Consider the following 16823-nt stretch of genomic DNA (forward strand, 5'->3'; position numbering starts at 1 on the left):
CCGGCATCGAGACCCAAATGTTAGTCAGCCGTCGTGGTCCAGTCACATTCCCTGCCTAGGCCAGCTTTCGCTGGGCATAAACCATGCATACGGAAATGCCTGGGGGCGAATCTGGCGCGGCCACGTCGCGGCGCGTATCGTCGGCCGCAGGAGAGTTTTGGTGTTGGATAACTGGATGGGCCGCGGCCAAAAGGGCTCCGACGGCCGCGACAAGGTAGGGCTCGGCAGTATCCGCCGGCCGGTGATCGGGCTGGCGCTGGGCGGCGGCGCCGCGCGCGGGCTCGCCCATATCGGCATCGTCCGCACCCTGGTAGCCCACGGCATCATTCCCGACATCGTGGTCGGAACATCGATCGGCGCCGTGGTCGGCGGGACCTATGCCACCGGGCATCTCGACACGCTGGAGCAATGGGCGCGCAGCCTGCAGCCGCGAAACATCCTCGGCTATCTCGACATCCGCCTCAACGGCTCCGGCCTTATCGGCGGCGCCAAGCTGGCCGCCCAGCTCGAGGCGGCGATGGGACAGGCCCTGATCGAGGACCTGCCAGTGAAATTCGCCGCCGTGGCGACCGAAGTGCGCACCGGCCACGAGATCTGGCTGACCCATGGCCGCGTCGTCGATGGCCTGCGCGCCTCCTATGCGTTGCCCGGCATCTTCTCGCCGGTGCTGGTCGGCGACCGCTGGCTGGTCGACGGCGCATTGGTCAATCCGGTGCCGGTGTCGGCGGCGCGCGCCTTTGGCGCGGAAATCGTCATCGCCGCCAATCTCTCCAGCGACATCTTCGCCCATGGCACGACGATCTATTCGCACGGCCCGTCGGCCGACGTCTCAGTCGTACCGGAGCCCGAACCCGAGCTGCCGAAACGCGGCCTTGGAAAATTCTTCTCCGCCGAACGCACCATGAAGCGCGAGTTCTTCGGCAGCGGCGGCCGGCCCGGCATCTCCAGCGTCATGGTCGATGCCTTCAACATCATGCAGGACCGCATCACCCGCGCGCGGCTCGCCGGTGACCCGCCCGACCTGTTGATCTCGCCGCGGGTCGGCGAGATCGGCTGGTTCGATTTTCACCGCGCCGACGACCTGATCGCCCACGGCGTGCGGGCAGCCGAGCGTGCCATCGATTCTATCCAGGAGGCGATCCACATCCTGGCGCCGCCGTCGCCGCGCGACGCCGAAAAGGCGGTCGAAAAGACCAAGGAATAATCAGGCCGTCTTGATGTAATCGCGCAGCGCTTCCTGCTCGAGCTCGAATTCCCTGACCCGCCATTTGACGATGTCGCCGATCGAAATCAGGCCAACCACCCTGCCATCTTCGATGACCGGCAAATGCCTGAACTTGCCCTGCGTCATCATCTCCATGATGGCGGCAACCGTGTCCGACTGACGGCAGCTGACGACCTTGCGCGTCATGACGGCGCTGACCGGCTCGTCGAGCACTGCTGCACCGCGCTCGCCGAGCACGCGCACGATGTCGCGCTCCGACAGGATGCCTTCGACGCGGCCCTGGCTAATCACCAGTACCGCCCCGATCTTGCGCTCGCCCAAGGTCTTGATGGCAGCCGAGAGTTTGGCGTCCGGCTCGACGCTCAGGATCTGATGGCCTTTGGTATCGAGAATTGAACGTACCGTCATTGTCGTCTCCCTGAATCCGTTCGTGCCCTTTCAAGGGCTCGACTTTGTTCGCGAGTCTTCAATCAACAGCGCCGCGCCGGTTTCGTTTCGGGGCGCGATAGGCAAGCACGGCTGTCATGCACGGCAGCAGGCTTTGTGTTCGTCACAACATTCGAAGATGATGGATGAAATCGCCTTTCGCCGCAAGCGGCGATCAGACGCAGCAGTCAGACTTGCCAATCAGACTTGCCAATCAGACTCGGCCCGATCCGTCCCGCGACGCATGTGCAGCATGCGCTGCTGCGCGCGGCACCGGATCGAACAGCGAAAACAGCATCAGCCCGGCGAGGAATCCGCCGATATGCGCCTGCCAGGCGACGCTGGCGCCGTCGGCGCCGATCGCGATCGATCCGATCCCGAAGATGATGTTGACGCCGAACCAGACCGCCAGAAACCCCAGCACGCGCCCATTGCGCAACGCGTGCGCCAGCGAGAGCGCGGGTACTTTTGCCGCGGCGTCGGCATCGCCCCGGCTGAACGAAAGGAAGCTTCCCTGCACGAAGGCAAAGCGAATGGCGGCCGCCATGGCGCCGGACACCGATGCCGAGGCACCGATCATCGGTGCGATCGCATGTTCATGGGTGAGCAAATGCGCCAGCGCGCCGGCCGCGGCCGTCACCGCCATGAACAGGAAGAACCTGACAGCGCCGAACCGGCGCGCCAGCGCGCTGCCGAACGGCAACAACCACAACACGTTGAACCCGATATGGGTGAGATTGGCGTGCAGCAGCGAATAGGTGACGAAGGTCCAGACCTTGGCGCCGGCGCCGCCGGGAAAGGTGATGTCGAGCAGCGTCGAATCGTAGCGCTTCGGGATGAAACCGAAGACGTCAATGGTCCAGTTCTCGAGTTCCGGCGGCAGCAACACCCGCAGGTGAACGACCGCGAGCAGCGCGACATAGGCGGTCAGCGCACCCGGCAGGGTCAGGATCGGCTCGCGCGGGGTGTCCGGCGGCAATTCTGGCGGAGATTCGAATTGGGATTCCAAGGGGTCCAGGACCTCAGACGGATGGCTCGGCGAGCAATGGACTGAGATAGGCGGCTTTACCCGCACTGTGCAAGTGCACAAATCGCAACGAAAAAGGGAGGGCTCTGAGAAAGCCCTCCCTGATGTGCCGATCTTGTCGCGCCCCAAAGGGAACGGGGACACATCCCCACCCCTCCCCGCGCGATGACCAAACTGTTTGACGCCACCTGTGTACCAACCGCGCCGGTAACCTGGAGATAAGCCGGCGCGACCTGATGCGTTCCACCCTACTCACGGCAGACGGTAATCACCAAGCTCATAGTTAACTTAACGTTAACAACGCAAAGCCGCCCCAAAACGCGGCTGCGGCATGGACGCTGCAAAGCCTGTCCTGCACAACAACCAAGGCAAGGCGCGTGCGCGAAAGCGGGACAGATGTGTCCCGCCGAGGCAGGCACGGGGCAAGGATTAGGTATGAAACATCCGTCAAGCCGCGAGTTTTTCGCCTATTGGGACGCGAAACGCAGCAATGCGCGCGCACCGGACCGCAGCGAGATCGAGCCCGGCGCGGTACGCGACCTGCTCGGCGATATCTTCGTGCTCTCCTACGATAACGACGCCGGCTATCCCTTTCGGGTGGCCGGAACCCGTGTCTGCGCCCTGCTCGGCCGCGATCTGAAGGATCAAAGCTTCTCCGGCCTGTTTGCGGACGACGGCCGGCGCGAGATCGAAGACATCATCACCTGCGTTGCCGAGGAAATGCTGGCCGCCGTCGCCGGCATCACCGCCACCTCCGAAGATGGCCGCCCGGCCCATCTGGAACTGCTGCTGCTGCCGTTCAACAACCGCGCGCATGCGCCGATCAGCCTGACCGGATCGCTGGCGCCGTTCGAAGGCGATCTGGGTAAATTGCGGGATTTCAGGCTGACTTCGTGGCGCTATCTGCACCGGCCGGAAAAACTGGTTCCCCGTGCCCTGCGCAAGCTCGCGATCGCCCGTGGCTTCATGGTGTATGAAGGGCTGAGCTAGCGCCGCGAGCGCCGGTTCACGTCAACGCGACAACAGATTGGTCTTTGCCAGGTCCAAGACCTCGTCGCCGCGGCCGCTCATCACGGCTTTGAGCACCCACAGGCTGAAGCCCTTGATCTGTTCCACGGTGATCGTCGGCGGCATGGACAGTTCCTGCGTCGCTGTGACGACGTCGAGGACCGCCGGGCCGTCGTGGGAGAATACGTCGCGGATCGCAGATGGCAGGTCTCCTGGATCGTCGACCCGCACGGCGTGAATACCCATTGCGCGGGCCATGGCCGCGAAATCGGGATTTTGCAATTCAACACCGGACTCGATAAATCCCGCGGCTTTCATCTCCAGCGCCACAAAACCCAGTACGCCATTGTTGAAGATCACGACCTTCACGGGCAACTTCATCTGCGTCAGCGTGATCAGGTCGCCCATCAACATGGCGAATCCGCCATCGCCCGACATCGAAATGACCTGCCGCCCCGGCTGCGAGGCCTGAACGCCCATCGAATGGGCCATGGCGTTGGCCATCGAGCCGTGAACCCATGATCCGACCAGGCGACGCCGCCCATTCATGACAAGATAACGCGCCGCCCAGATGGTTGGCGTGCCGACGTCGGCAGTGAAGACCGCGTCTTCGGACGCGAGCTCACTCAACAGGCGCGCCAGATATTGCGGGTGGATCGGCTTTTGGCCGGGCGTGCCGCGGGCAAGTTCGTCCAGTCCTGCGCGGGCCTTCTTGTAGTGGCTCAGGCTGTCGTCGAGATGTTTGGTGTCGGTCTTTGCCGACAATCTCGGCAGCAGCGCGTCGATCGAGGCGCCAACGTCACCCACAATGCCGAGATCGAGCTTGCACCGGCGGCCCAGATTCTCGGGCCGGATATCAATCTGGGCAATTTTCGCGTCGGCCGGCAGAAACTGCTTGTAGGGAAAGTCCGTCCCCAGCATGAGCAACACGTCGCAGGCGTGCATCGCTGCGTAGCCGGACGAGAAGCCGATAAACCCGGTCATGCCGACATCGTAGGGGTTATCGAACTCGACGTGCTCCTTGCCGCCAAGCGCATGCACCATCGGGCTCTTGAGCGTCTCGGCAAGCCGCATCAGGCGATCATGGGCGCCCGCACAGCCGCGGCCGCAGAACAGCGTGATACGCCTGGCACTGTTCAAGAGTTCGGCCAACGCGGTCAACTCCGGTTCGGCAGGCCGAACGACGGGCGCGACCGGCAGCAGTCCGGCATTTGGTGAAATGCCACGCTTGGGCGCCGGCCGCAGTGCGACGTCGCCGGGGATGACGAGAACCGCGACGCCACGCCGCCCGACAGCGGCACGAATAGCGTTCTCCAGAACGTATGGGAGCTGCGCTGTATCGGAGACCAGTTCGCAGTAGTGACTGCATTCCCGAAACAATTCCTGCGGATGGGTCTCCTGGAAGTAGCCGCCCCCGATTTCACCGGAAGGAATCTGCGCGGCGATCGCCAGCACCGGGGTGCGGCTGCGGTGAGCGTCGAACAATCCGTTGATGAGGTGAAGATTACCCGGACCGCACGAACCCGCACATACCGCGAGTTGGCCCGTGATCTGGGCTTCGCCGGCGGCTGCGAAGGCGGCCACCTCTTCATGGCGGACGTGGATCCAGTCGATCGTTTTCCGTTTGCGCAACGCGTCGGTCAGACCGTTCAGACTGTCACCGACCACGCCAAAGACGCGTTTGACCCCCGCCTGGACCAGCGTTTCCGCGATGAGGTCGGCGACATTTTCGATCCGCATGATTGCCCATCCATTTTTCCGCGCCTCGGAGATAACGCGACTGATCCGATTGGCCAGGACGGTCCATGATGTGCGGCGCGATACAATCGCGCAAGTCCGTAGCCCGATCACAGATTTGTGCGGCAAGAACGATCGCGACGTTGCGCGGAGATCCGAAATCGAGCGCCGTCAGCGTCCGCTGAACCGCGCCGCACGTTTCTCGAGAAAGGCATTGCGGCCTTCGAGCGCATCCGCAGTCCGGCGTATTTCAGCCTGCGTCTCGATTTCGCGACGGAACTGTTCGGCATAGCCTGAATGTTCACTCGCTTCGATCAGGTGCCGCGTCGCCACCAGCGCCCGCGTCGGACCGCTCGCGAGCCTGCGCGCCAGCGCGAGCGCGCCGTCGAGCAGCGCGGCATCGTCGAACACGTCCCGCACCAATCCCCACTCCCTGGCGCGATCGGCCGAGAGCGGCTCGTTCGTCAGCATCAGTTCGAGCGCGCGCTGCCGCCCCACCAGGCGCGGCAACAGCCAGGTCGAACCGAGATCGGGCACTAGCGCGATGCGGCTGAACACCTGGATGAAAGTCGCCGAACGCGCCGCGACGATCATGTCGCCCGCCATCGCGAGGCTGAAGCCGCCGCCGGCGGCAACGCCGTTGACGGCGACCACGACCGGCACCCGGCATTCCCGCAACGCCTGAAACGCCGGCCAGTAATAGCGCATCACGCCGGCGACGATGTCGCCGCCGAGGATGGCCGCGGCCTTGAGATTCTGGCCGGAGCAAAAGCCGCGGCCGGCGCCGGTCAGTACCAGCGCGCGAATTTCGGGATCGCCGGTCATCTCGCCGATGGCGGCAGCGAGATCGCCGAGCAGATCGGGGGTCATCGCGTTCAGGCTACTGGGCTCATCCAGCGTCAACACGCCGACGCTATCGTCACGCTCCCGCTTAACTCCCGGCATTTTGTCTCTCCCTGTTCTTGTTATTGACCGGTGCGATCACTGCCCCGCCGTCAGCGGCTTCAAGGGCTCGCCATTCGGCGCGAACGCTTCGACCTTGTCAGAGATCGTGAACGACATCAGGTCGCGGCCGACGATCAGCGGCCCCTTGTAGGTGGTCTGCGTCCGCGCGATCAGCGTCTCCTCCGGCACATCCTGCACCGGCTTCACCGCGGCAAACACGATGTGGGAATACACCGCGAGCTTCGGCTTCGCGCTGGCAAAGATTTTTCCGGCCGCTTCGGGCGAGGTGTGATGATCTTCGATGGCACGGTAGTTCGGATAGTCTTTCAAGAGAGCCGGGTCGATCACGGCGACCTCGTGGATCAGGAGATCGGCGCCTTCGGCCGCCTTCTCGACCCGCGCATCGGGCTTGGTGTCGCCGGACAACACGAGCTTCTTGCCGTCGTACTCGACGACATAGCCAAAAGACGGCTTGATCTTCTCGCCGTGATTGACCTCGATCGCGCTGACCTTGACGCCGTTACGCTCATAGACGGGCCCAGGCTCGATATCCTTCGCAGCGAACGCGACGCCTTCAGGCGGATAATTCTCGTCGTCGATCCGGATGCGAATGTCCTCGGAGAACGCCTTGGTGAGATTTTCCGTCATCGCCAACGTCCCCTTCGGCCCAAAAATCACCATCGGCGATTTGCGCGAGCCGTAGGGTGTACCTAACCAGCCGGTCAGCCACATGTCCGGCAGGCCCACGACATGGTCCGAATGCAGATGCGTGATGAAATGCGCCGTGATCGAGCCAAGCGGAATCTTCTTCTGAAACAGCCGAATGGTCGAACCGCGGCCGAGATCGAAGATCAGCCGCTCGGATCCTGCTTCAACCAGCGTGGAGGCACTGAAACTGCCAAGCCGCGGCGTCGGCGTGCCCGTCCCGAGCAGGGTCACCCTCATCTCGCCAGCTCTGACCTCACCGGCGAAGACTGAAGCGGCGAGCGACAGCACAAGGCCCAGCTTGAACCGCATCGAACATTTCCTCCGGCCCGCCAGCATTCGTTGATCGAGCTGTTTGGACGCGCGCGAAACTTAGGGGAACTGAGCCGGGATGCCAATGTCAACGCCGGCGCGGTTTCGGCGCCGACTCCGGTTGACACGGAGGCCGCAGTCGCACCTCGCGCGGCAATTTTGCGCGCGACCTCTGTCCCCTCCTGCCCACACTTGATGCAACCGGTGCAACCCGCGCTAACCTCTCATTAACCCTGTCGGCCGTAGGGTCAAACGACGCCGAAAGACCGGCTGTCGGGTGGCGAAGATGTCGTTTGCGCAGAAAAAATCCAGTCTTCCGGCAGCCCAGGAGCGACGCCGCTTCCAGCGGGTGAAGGTCCACCTGCTCGGCCGCTACATGCTGCCGGACCGGCGCGAATTTCCCTGCCAGATTATCAACATGTCGCCGGGGGGCCTCGCCCTGCTGGCGCCCGGCATCGGCAATGTCGGCGACCGCGTGATCGCCTATCTCGACCATATCGGCCGGGTCGAGGGCAAGATCACCCGCATCATCGACAACGGTTTTGCCATGACCGTCGTCTCCACCGCGCGCAAGCGCGACAAGCTGGCCGCCCAGCTCACCTGGCTTGCCAACCGCGACATCCTCAATTTGCCGGAAGACCGCCGCCACGACCGTATCGTGCCGCGCAACCCGATCGCGCTGCTCACGCTCGAAGACGGCAGCCGGATGACCTGCCGCATCATCGACCTGTCGGCGTCGGGTGCTGCGATTGCCGCGGAAAACCGCCCGCCGCTGAAATCGCTGGTGATGCTCGGCAAGGTCCAGTCGCGCGTGGTGCGAAACCTCGAGGAAGGTTTTGCGCTCGAATTCATCCACGAGCAGAGCGCGGACACGATCGAGGAAGCGGTTACCAACAAGTAGAGTTGGCTTTCGTTTTTGACGCGCTTTCTACCGCAGATAAGTCGACGTAATCTGCGTAAACTTGATTGCTATGCGAACCGGGATCCACTTCGCTGGAAAACGCTATGCCGTTCATTCGCCCCGCGTGGCCGGTTTCGACAAATAGTCCTGCGATTGCGCCTCGCTCTTCAGCGGCGTGACTTTGTCCGGGTCGATCCGCACCATCAGATAGTCGATGTGATCCTCGATCCTGGTGAACCAGTGACCGGTGCCGGCCGGAATGACGACGACGTCCCCGGCCTTGATCTTGTAGGCGATGCCGTCGCGAACCTCGGATCCGTTGTTTCCCGGACCGTTGAATTCGATGACGGTGCGCATGGTCGCCGGCCGCCGCTGCCGGTTGACGATATCGGGGCCCAGCACCAGCGTCGCAGCCCCCGACAGCACATGATAGACCTCGCTGATCTGGTCATGTTCGGCGACTGAATCGGGATTTGGCTTGTCGAGCTTGCCGCGATGAACCATGCCGATGCCGATATTGGCCTTGCCGATATCGATGTCCCGCACCTGCTGGTCGAGCAGCTTCTCGGCGAGCGCCTTCTTCGTATAGGCCTCGAGTTCGCTGACCGGGATGTAGGTGCCGGGGCACATCGGGCAGGTCGGCTGCGGATCGGTCGGGTTGATCCTGGCTTGCGGCTGGGCTTGCGCCTGGGCCCCGATCAGCAAGGACAACAGCGTCGACAAAACCCAAACGAGCCGTTTCATGAAGACCTCCCTGTTTTTCCGGCATGCATGCACGGCCTTTCGGCTTTGCCAAGCGCGCCGTTGTCAGCCCGAATTCGCATGAACGGAGACAGCGTTACCGCGCCGTAAATCGCAGCGCCGCCGCGACCGCCGATTTTCGGGCGTGCGAGGCTGCGTCCGCGTTTTCCGCAGCCAGCTTTGACGCATTCGACCGCAACCGCGTGCGGTTAATGGCGGGAACGTTTGCGGCGACAACGCGCAGCATAGCGGCGCTTTCCGCGTTAATAGGTAAAATTTGAATCAATTGCAGTTGCTTCAAATTTTAGTCGAGTTTTATTCAAGTATAGATCGAATTATCCGCATCTTTTACTTGTATTCACGTCAAATGTACTTGGCTTACTTAGCGGCGGCGCAAAGCCTTTGTGCGAAACATGGTCCCAACAAGAAACGGGGGCCACAATGTTGTTCAGGGGACAGGGGAAGGGACTGGCGGTCGTCGCCGTCCTGCTGGGAATGAGTGTTTCAATGAGTGTCTCGGCGAAAGCCGGCGACGCACTCTATGCCAGCCTTGGCGAGACCACACGTTCGCCGATCGGCTGGGTCGAATTCTGCGCCGAGAATCCCGGCGAGTGCCGCGGCGGTGCATCACAGCCGCGCGACATCGTGATGTCGCAGACGGCATGGCGGGATCTGCTGCGGGTCAACAAATGGGTCAACGAAACCGTCAAGCCGATCACCGACATGGATCATTGGGGCGTGATCGAGAAATGGTCGTTGCCGACGGATGGCTACGGCGACTGCGAGGACTACGTGCTGCTGAAGCGCAAGATGCTGATCGACGCCGGCTGGCCGCGCGAAGCGCTGCTGATCACGGTGGTGCGCGACAAGAAGGGCGAAGGCCACGCGGTGCTGACCGTGAAAACCGACAAGGGCGAGTTTGTCCTCGACAACCAGAACGAAAGCGTCGTGGCCTGGACCGAGACCGGCTACCGCTTCGTCAAGCGTCAGTCGCAGAGCGATCCAAACGTGTGGGTCTCGCTCGGTGACAACCGTCCGGCGGTCTCCACCGCCAGCTCCCGCTAACGCAAGGAATTACGAACCCGCGACCCGGTCACATCCCCACCCCTCCCCGTCCCAGACCGGTTCGCGCGCGGCCAGCCTTCCCCCAAAGGCTGGCCGCAACTTTTTGATTCGGCCTGAAAACGCTGAAATCCTTATAAATCAAAGGGCTTTAGCGGTCCCCTCAACGACGTCTCGCGACGCCTCGAGACGGAACGACTCGGCAACACGACGTGTCAAGTCGGGGAAAATCTGGGGAATTTGTTCTACGGATGTTCACCCATGAACATCTGGTTCACCTCCGACCACCACTTCGGTCATAAGCGGATCATCGAGCTCGCCCAACGGCCGTTCACCTCCGTCGAGGAGATGGACGAGATGATGATCTGGTACTGGAACGATCGCGTAAAGCCTGGCGACATGGTCTACCACGTCGGCGACTTCGCCTTCGCCGACCATGACCCGTATCTGGACCGGCTCAATGGCGTGAAGCGCCTGATCCTCGGCAACCGCGACCATTCGAACCGCTGGAAGACGGGCTTCTCGAAGCGCTCGAGTACGGTAGACAGCCTTCTGCACATCGCCCTACCGGACGCCTGTCACTTTGCCGTGCGGGTCTGGAACCGAGCGCACCACGGCACCATCCACCTCGTCCATAGGCACGACAACCTCCGCGGGGACTCGCAAAGCTGCGAGCTCGGCGTCGATTGCTGGAATTTCGCACCGGCCGGCATCGAGGAGATTAAGGCACCGTGGCTGGGCCGGGAGCGACTCAACGTCCGAATGGCGAAATCAAACTCAGCTGCTGCGCGCCAGCGCGCGCCTCCCGCGCGCTGATCAAACCCCGCGTTCGGTCGACCGTGGGCTCTGCGATTGCGGCTGCTCGAAGGATCCAGCTGCAATCAAAGTCTCACGATCAACGGGCAGCGAGAATTGCGGACGGGTTTTGATCCTGCCTTTTCCCGACCGCCGGCGAGGCCACTTCCGCCTGCCGTTCCGATAAACGACAGCAGCGCGCTCGGTCGCTCAATCCCGAGTCAGAAAGTCGGTTCTGACCATAGGACACCGGCAATATCGTAGGCTCTCCGCCTGGCCGAACGGACAATGAAGCCGCATGTCAGGACCTCCGGCCTTGCGCGCAGTATCACGATCGGCGCGCGATAAACCGAGGCAACTCATCCCCCGTTCGGACAGGTCCGACCCCTGTTCGGAGGACCGCTTGAGCGCACGTCACGCGCTGCCCGGATAAAGCGATTGGAAATCGTGGTCCCAGACCGTGTCCCCTCCTCGGGAGGGGAGGACGACGGAGGGGGAGCTATGCCTTCAGCGTTTTCCGACGCTCCGCGTGGAGCGAACCGTATGAAAGTGTCGCCAATGCCCACGAAATTCCTTGAAGCGCTGATTGGCGGGGGCGAAACCCCAAATCGAAATGGCTGCACGGCTGCCACGCCGCGCATTCCGACAATGTCTCCGCCACGCCGATTTGGGTTAATTTAACTCCATTGACGCGAGTCCTGCACTTCAGCCAACAGAGCCCCCAAGGCAGAAGCGCGCGACGGCCCGATAACCCGATAACGGATCACCCGGCCCCACCACCCGGCTTGAGACGGTCGCTGGCGTGGTTTGGTCTGCGGGCTGTCATGTGCCGGTCGATCGGCGCCTGCGCATGGGCGAGTCCGCGTGGCCGGGCAGCCGCACGAAAAAGCCGCCGCTGGGTTGGAGATCAGCGGCGGCTTCTATTCGCGTCAGTGAGCACCAGAAGGTCGCAGTGATCGTGGCGAGTTGGGGTTAATAAACCTGCAACGCTGCTGGGCATAAGATGTAGCCTACTCGCTGCCGGGCGCCGAAATGACTGAATACGTCATCAAGGAAATTGGCCGTCATCAGTGGCTCGTGTTTGCCGATCGGCAAAGCATTGCTTTCTGCGCCGATGAAGACGAGGCGGTGAAAGTGATGACCGAACATAGTGCCCGTTGCCGACAATCAGGTGACTCAACGGGTAATTGGCCAGAAGAACACCCGGCGGCTCCGTAACGCGCTGGGCGCGGGACCGAAGCCCCGCCGTCGTGTTCCACATCCCTGTGGCATAGCTGTTGCAATTATGGCTGGGACTTGCCAGGGACCCAGTTTGAGACAGGGCACCGCCGGGACAAAGCATTTCGAGCCCGGCGGCGTATCTTTTAAGGACTGCCGGCACAGCCGCCCTAGCGTGGCCCGCCAGCCGCTGCCGGTTGTGCTTCCTCATCGATCGGCGCCAACGCATGGGCGAGTCTGTGCCGCTGTCACCAACATGCACTTCATCCATAACTACGCTCTTTGAGCAAGCGCGCATGGGCACAGGCTCACAACGCAGAAACCCGCCGGGGGTTGAGGTCGGCGGGTCTCCGTATTCTCGCGGGGGGTTGGGGACTATCCGCGATTGAGCCAATCCGTAGCAATCCGTGATTAACAATTTATTAGGATTGCACCTTGTTGCCCCCCGATTCGAACGACCACGGGGCCCTCTGCGTCAGGTCCGGCTCGGCGAGGAGTGTTTGGCGACAAGGATCATCTTGAAAGTCTTCGCGAGCGAGGATGCAAGCTGCAATTGCGGCGCGCCGTTGGTGTCGAAAGCGCAGCGCGCGGCGGAGGCAATTGCCGCCGGCCCCCGCAAGGCGGATAGGGCGATTGCCCGCGAGATCGGCGCAAGTCCAACAACCGTTGGTGAAGCCAGATCGATCCCAACTGTCCACCGCTGGACAGTTGGAACCCCGCGTCGGCATCGACGGCAAGCAGCGCCGGATGCGCCCTGGTCCGTTAGCCGATTCTCAAATTTTCCGCGGACGTCTTGCCCCGGTTTTCCTTCTCTTCGTAACTGACCTTTGCACCCTCAGCCAGCGAACTGAAGCCGGCTTTCTCCACCGCGGAAATGTGCACGAACACGTCCTTGCCGCCGCTGTCCGGCTGAATAAAACCATACCCTTTGGTTGGATTGAACCACTTCACTGTACCTATCGCCACGCCAGCTCTCCCGTTGTCGCAAGTCCAGTAATTTAGGTTGATAGCGAGGCACACCGCAAGAAAAACCCGCCGGGGGAGCCGGCGGGCTGATAAGGCCACGAAACCATTTTCCAAGACCGCGAAGCCGGCCGGAAACAAACCCGGCCTAGCCTCTCCCCCATTAGACCAAAGGGGATTCGGTCATGTGGGCGATTTTGATCAACCTGATTTACCAGCTGTCTTGTGAGACCCATCTCGCTCAGATCCAGCAGGTGATCCAATAGGCCGGAAACAGCGCGCAAGCGCTGGTGCGGGCTCTCAACGCGAGGGCCAGGGTGTTCGTCGTCTCCGGAAATACTTGGAATGGCTGAATCGCGGCAGGCGCACCGATCGGGTGGCCTACGTGCTCGACGAATGGGACCTACCCGTCCCCCTTCCCGGCGCCGAATGGGCACGGGATTCCAAATTCAATGCCGTCGAGGAGTTGCAGGCCAACCCCGCTCTCGAGGATACATTTCGAGACGCCATCGCAAAAGGCGTTGCCGTCGTAACGGTTAAATCGACAACGATTTGAGACAACGCCGACCAGCCACCATACTCGGCTGAGCGGCGTTGTGCTGTTTAGAAGTTGCTGGCAGCTTTTGCTGAGAACACCGTCAGCTTCAGGACGGGACAATCATCGTAAGGCGACGTAATTCTACGGGGTTTTTGCGGGTTGGGTGCTGGATAACCCGAAAGAGTTATGTTTCGCACTCACCTATGGTTGTTAGGATGAATTGCCTACACGTGATTATTGCGATTATGACAGCTGCATTACTTGCGTTCGATCGTTGCGGAAAAAGAACTTTGTTCAAGCATCATGGGGTCGATCGGCGACCCGAGGTGCGAGACTCGAGAACTCAGACGACACATGGTGTGCAAATGGCGCCGCGCCGCATGTAAGCGGCGGTTATTGTCGATGTCGCCCCGGAGCTAACGCATTCGACATATCGCAAGTCGGCGCGATGGGAGTCGCAGGACATCAAAAGCCCGCGACAGGCAGGAAAGGTAGGCGCGTGATGCGCAAAGTGATTATCACAGCTGCGATGACCTTGACGTTCGCTCTCTTTTGCTCGGCTGTCTGGCCGACAGCAGAACCCGATGTCGAGCACTTCGGAGACAGTGTTTACGAGACCATCTGGATATGGCGAATTCCGGCTTATGCGAATAATCTGTCTTGGCGCGTTCGCTGGAGCTGGAGCGATCCATTGCGAGCGCAAGCGAGATGTTGCCGGGCATTGCCGACCGGTTCGGTGCCGCGCGAGAATCCGCCGATGCTGCTGTCGACTCGCGATATACGAATATAGATGCGCTTGCTGATGGGTTTGCTCGGCTCCGACGCGCGCCCGCAACCAGCCGCGCCTCCGACAGCCAAGTTCGACCGTCATTTGATTCAAATCTGGATTGCAATTGACGTTACTTTTTATCCTTAACCAGAAACCCGTTCTTTGATTTACATCTGCACGATGCGGTTTACCTTGTCTTCGCGAACAAAGCGAACGCAGGGAAAACAACAAAATGCGCCGGTTAAGCCTCAACCTCTCGCTGGTTTTTCTTCTGGCTGCACCGGGCTTCAGCGTCGCTGCAGATGATTCCAAAACGGGCCAACCGGGTTCCGCAATTGCAATGGACCACATCGGATGTTCCCTGCGCCCGAAAGCTGAGGAACCATCCGATCCATCGTCGACCTCGGCAATCCCTCATACCGAAAAATTCGTCGCTCGGGAACATTTCAAGGAAGACTTCTCGTCAAGCGCTGCCATCAAGATTTCATGGCTCGGTGCGACATTCGTGCGCCGGTTCATGGGCAAGGTCGAGGACGATACAGGCGACGCATCGTTTCAAACCTACGTCCTCAACGCATCCTCAAGCGACAGGGATATCTTGGCGAAATTGGGCCAAGGCCACGAGAGCAGCCTCGTCGATGTCTGGTGCCTGTTGAGGCAGCAGCCCAATGGGAACAGCGGCGCGCTGCAAACCAATTCCACCCCGAACATCTTTTTTGTCCGTGATGTTGCGGGTGAGCTTGGCGTCGTTGACGCGATCTGGGGAGGCGCGGGGTGGGAGATTGGCGCGAGCCCGGTGGGCGACAAACCAAGATGGTCGTCCGGAACGCGGGTGTTCTCGCGCTGAAGCTAGAAGCCACCGCCCGCAAACTTCCACAGGGGCCCGGCCGCGACGAACTACTCCGAGACATCGCGAGATTCCGTGCGAAGTTAGCTTTGCAGGCCCGCGGCTTTAACGGCAACCAAGGCGAATGGCTGAAGGCGAAAGGAAAATGAACGAACTAGAGCCCGAAACGGCGTCTCGGCAGTGGCTTTGGTTCGGCGCCGCGCTATTGGCGATGACCATTATCGCTTTGGTTACCGCCAATTTCCCGCTCTAAGCCATGCCCCGTGTGCTCGGATCTACCCGCCCGGCAGCCCCGCAGACACGGCTGCGCAATCCGCGAGGTTTAGGCATTCGCACCCTTCTCGTTACAATCTCTCGGTTAGGGGCCGCCAGGTTCGCTAGGGCCGAAGATCATATAGAGCAGGATCACGGCCACGAGGACTGTCCAGCCGATTGACGTGGCGAGAGCCCATACTTGCGTCGGCATCGGACGGCCTCTCCAAGCAAACGAAGAGACCGCTGGCGCTGGACAGCGGCCTCTTGGACCCGCCTCAAAATGTCTTCGAGATAAAAGCCCTTACCCCGGGTCCGCCATAATCAAACACCGGACTCGCCACCCTGTGAAGTCAAAAACGGTTCGAAGACCAATGGAACAATTGTGACGTTGCGAGAGCGACACACCTAACAAGCCAGGCCCAGCTCTGGTGGAGAGCGGAGGCCCTTGCGACATTTTCGGTTCAACACTTACGCGCCGGTTCGGTCCATCACCGGCGACGAGAAAAATGGCAGCGACTATCGACGTGAGGTACGGCGTCATCGTTGACGTCGAAGCATCCCGCGCCATTCGCCAGGCCGAGGTCGGCGCAGCAAGGACCATGATCGACCGGAAAGAGCGCTTCGGTCTCAAGCCGGAGCGACTCGCGGCCGATACTGCCTATGGGCCTGCTTCGATGCCGAACTGGCTGGTCGAGGAGAAGAGCATCGCGCCACAATTTCGATCTGCTTTCGTCGTTCACGCCGATCGAAATCACCTAACCTCGCAAGCGTTGCAGGCGAAAGGATGCAGGGCCCGCCGAAATCACGGCCGCGGCCTTGGGCATCTTTGCCAATCACGGCTTCGCTGTGGCCAAACTCGACGACATCGCGCGCAAGGCCGGCGTCGTCAAAGGCTCGATCTACCTCTATTTTTGTTCCGCGCGGTGGTTCGCTCGGCGGTGGTCCCCAATATGGAGACCGTCCGAAGCGCGGCCGAAGCCTTCGATGGTCCCATGGACGAGCTTGTGCCTCGTCTTCTGTCGAGAGCGGCGGCCGTGCTGAGCCGCCCCACCATCATCAGGGTGGCGCGCATGGTCATCGGCGAGTCATAGGCAGCTCGGCATGTTCCTTGAAGGGGCTGTCTGATCCGACAGGTCGCGTTAGGACGACGCCGGGCTTCGACATCGTCGCCGCGACGACGGAGTCTTCGCGGCACTTGGTGGAAAAAATTACTCTTCGCGCCCCAGTCTTCCAACGCCGCTTTCATCGATGGCGCCGCTATCGCCGGATCGTAGAAGCCCAGGGACGTCTGGAAGGTCTTAAGTTTCTGGCCATCGATCCCCTCGACGGACCTGTCGAACCTTGGGAAG

General features: G+C 61.4%; 16 protein-coding genes and 2 pseudogenes. 9 read left to right on the plus strand and 9 right to left on the minus strand.

Annotation, left to right across the window (positions count from 1 at the left end):
• Positions 1–160: 160 nt before the first annotated feature.
• Positions 161–1204 (plus strand): patatin-like phospholipase family protein, encoded by a 1044-nt coding sequence (locus tag V1289_RS02045; RefSeq protein ID WP_334395418.1) that lies wholly within the window; start codon positions 161–163, stop codon positions 1202–1204.
• Here V1289_RS02045 and V1289_RS02050 read toward each other — a convergent pair whose 3' ends face one another.
• Both V1289_RS02050 and V1289_RS02055 read right to left on the minus strand, forming a co-directional pair.
• Complete coding sequence (locus V1289_RS02050; RefSeq protein ID WP_334395419.1) at positions 1205–1633, minus strand: CBS domain-containing protein; 429 nt, start codon at positions 1631–1633, stop codon at positions 1205–1207. It lies immediately after the preceding gene.
• Between the two features lie 232 nt (positions 1634–1865).
• Positions 1866–2660, minus strand: coding sequence for a rhomboid family intramembrane serine protease (locus tag V1289_RS02055; RefSeq protein ID WP_334395420.1), 795 nt, complete (start codon positions 2658–2660; stop codon positions 1866–1868).
• Between the two features lie 453 nt (positions 2661–3113).
• On the opposite strand from V1289_RS02055, the gene V1289_RS02060 reads away from it, so the two are divergent.
• Positions 3114–3668 (plus strand): PAS domain-containing protein, encoded by a 555-nt coding sequence (locus tag V1289_RS02060; RefSeq protein ID WP_334395421.1) that lies wholly within the window; start codon positions 3114–3116, stop codon positions 3666–3668.
• 21 nt (positions 3669–3689) lie between these two features.
• On the opposite strand, the gene poxB is transcribed toward V1289_RS02060, so the two are convergent.
• The 3 genes from poxB to V1289_RS02075 form a co-directional block, all read right to left on the minus strand.
• The gene (gene poxB / locus V1289_RS02065) at positions 3690–5426 is read right to left on the minus strand and encodes a ubiquinone-dependent pyruvate dehydrogenase (RefSeq protein ID WP_334395422.1); all 1737 of its coding nucleotides are present in this window, start codon (positions 5424–5426) and stop codon (positions 3690–3692) included.
• Positions 5427–5594: 168 nt separating this feature from the next.
• Positions 5595–6368: an enoyl-CoA hydratase-related protein gene (locus tag V1289_RS02070; protein WP_334395423.1), complete on the minus strand. Its 774-nt coding sequence runs from the start codon at positions 6366–6368 to the stop codon at positions 5595–5597.
• Positions 6369–6404: 36 nt separating this feature from the next.
• Positions 6405–7385: an MBL fold metallo-hydrolase gene (locus tag V1289_RS02075; protein ID WP_334395424.1), complete on the minus strand. Its 981-nt coding sequence runs from the start codon at positions 7383–7385 to the stop codon at positions 6405–6407.
• Positions 7386–7671: 286 nt separating this feature from the next.
• Between V1289_RS02075 and V1289_RS02080 the strand changes: the two genes are divergently transcribed.
• Positions 7672–8286, plus strand: coding sequence for a PilZ domain-containing protein (locus V1289_RS02080; RefSeq protein ID WP_334395425.1), 615 nt, complete (start codon positions 7672–7674; stop codon positions 8284–8286).
• 111 nt (positions 8287–8397) lie between these two features.
• Here the strand turns inward: V1289_RS02080 and V1289_RS02085 are convergent, their stop codons facing one another.
• Positions 8398–9030, minus strand: a complete 633-nt coding sequence (locus tag V1289_RS02085) for a hypothetical protein (protein WP_334395426.1) — start codon at positions 9028–9030, stop codon at positions 8398–8400.
• A gap of 94 nt (positions 9031–9124) precedes the next feature.
• Complete coding sequence (locus V1289_RS02090) at positions 9125–9328, minus strand: hypothetical protein (RefSeq protein WP_334395427.1); 204 nt, start codon at positions 9326–9328, stop codon at positions 9125–9127.
• A gap of 140 nt (positions 9329–9468) precedes the next feature.
• On the opposite strand from V1289_RS02090, the gene V1289_RS02095 reads away from it, so the two are divergent.
• From V1289_RS02095 to V1289_RS02105, 3 genes are all read left to right on the plus strand, one after another.
• A complete protein-coding gene (locus tag V1289_RS02095) occupies positions 9469–10092 on the plus strand; it encodes a transglutaminase-like cysteine peptidase (RefSeq protein WP_334395428.1) in 624 nt (207 codons plus the stop codon).
• 258 nt (positions 10093–10350) lie between these two features.
• The gene (locus V1289_RS02100) at positions 10351–10905 is read left to right on the plus strand and encodes a metallophosphoesterase (protein WP_334395429.1); all 555 of its coding nucleotides are present in this window, start codon (positions 10351–10353) and stop codon (positions 10903–10905) included.
• A 1011-nt stretch (positions 10906–11916) separates the two neighbouring features.
• On the plus strand, positions 11917–12102 hold the full coding sequence (locus tag V1289_RS02105; RefSeq protein WP_309177048.1) for a hypothetical protein: 186 nt from the start codon (positions 11917–11919) through the stop codon (positions 12100–12102).
• 762 nt (positions 12103–12864) lie between these two features.
• Here V1289_RS02105 and V1289_RS02110 read toward each other — a convergent pair.
• A complete protein-coding gene (locus V1289_RS02110) occupies positions 12865–13068 on the minus strand; it encodes a cold-shock protein (RefSeq protein WP_074278311.1) in 204 nt (67 codons plus the stop codon).
• A 337-nt stretch (positions 13069–13405) separates the two neighbouring features.
• On the opposite strand from V1289_RS02110, the gene V1289_RS02115 reads away from it, so the two are divergent.
• From V1289_RS02115 to V1289_RS02125, 3 genes and pseudogenes are all read left to right on the plus strand, one after another.
• Positions 13406–13621: a hypothetical protein gene (locus V1289_RS02115; RefSeq protein ID WP_334395430.1), complete on the plus strand. Its 216-nt coding sequence runs from the start codon at positions 13406–13408 to the stop codon at positions 13619–13621.
• 1268 nt (positions 13622–14889) lie between these two features.
• Positions 14890–15219 carry a hypothetical protein gene (locus V1289_RS02120; RefSeq protein ID WP_334395431.1) on the plus strand — a complete coding sequence of 110 codons (330 nt, stop codon included), beginning with the start codon at positions 14890–14892 and terminating at the stop codon, positions 15217–15219.
• 773 nt (positions 15220–15992) lie between these two features.
• Positions 15993–16187: pseudogene (locus tag V1289_RS02125) on the plus strand (IS5/IS1182 family transposase); the annotation flags it as partial.
• A 376-nt stretch (positions 16188–16563) separates the two neighbouring features.
• On the opposite strand, the pseudogene V1289_RS02135 reads toward V1289_RS02125, so the two are convergent.
• Positions 16564–16792: pseudogene (locus tag V1289_RS02135) on the minus strand (cell envelope biogenesis protein TolA); the annotation flags it as partial.
• Positions 16793–16823 lie beyond the last annotated feature (31 nt).

This window comes from Bradyrhizobium sp. AZCC 2289, from assembly GCF_036924615.1.
Taxonomy (GTDB): domain Bacteria; phylum Pseudomonadota; class Alphaproteobacteria; order Rhizobiales; family Xanthobacteraceae; genus Bradyrhizobium.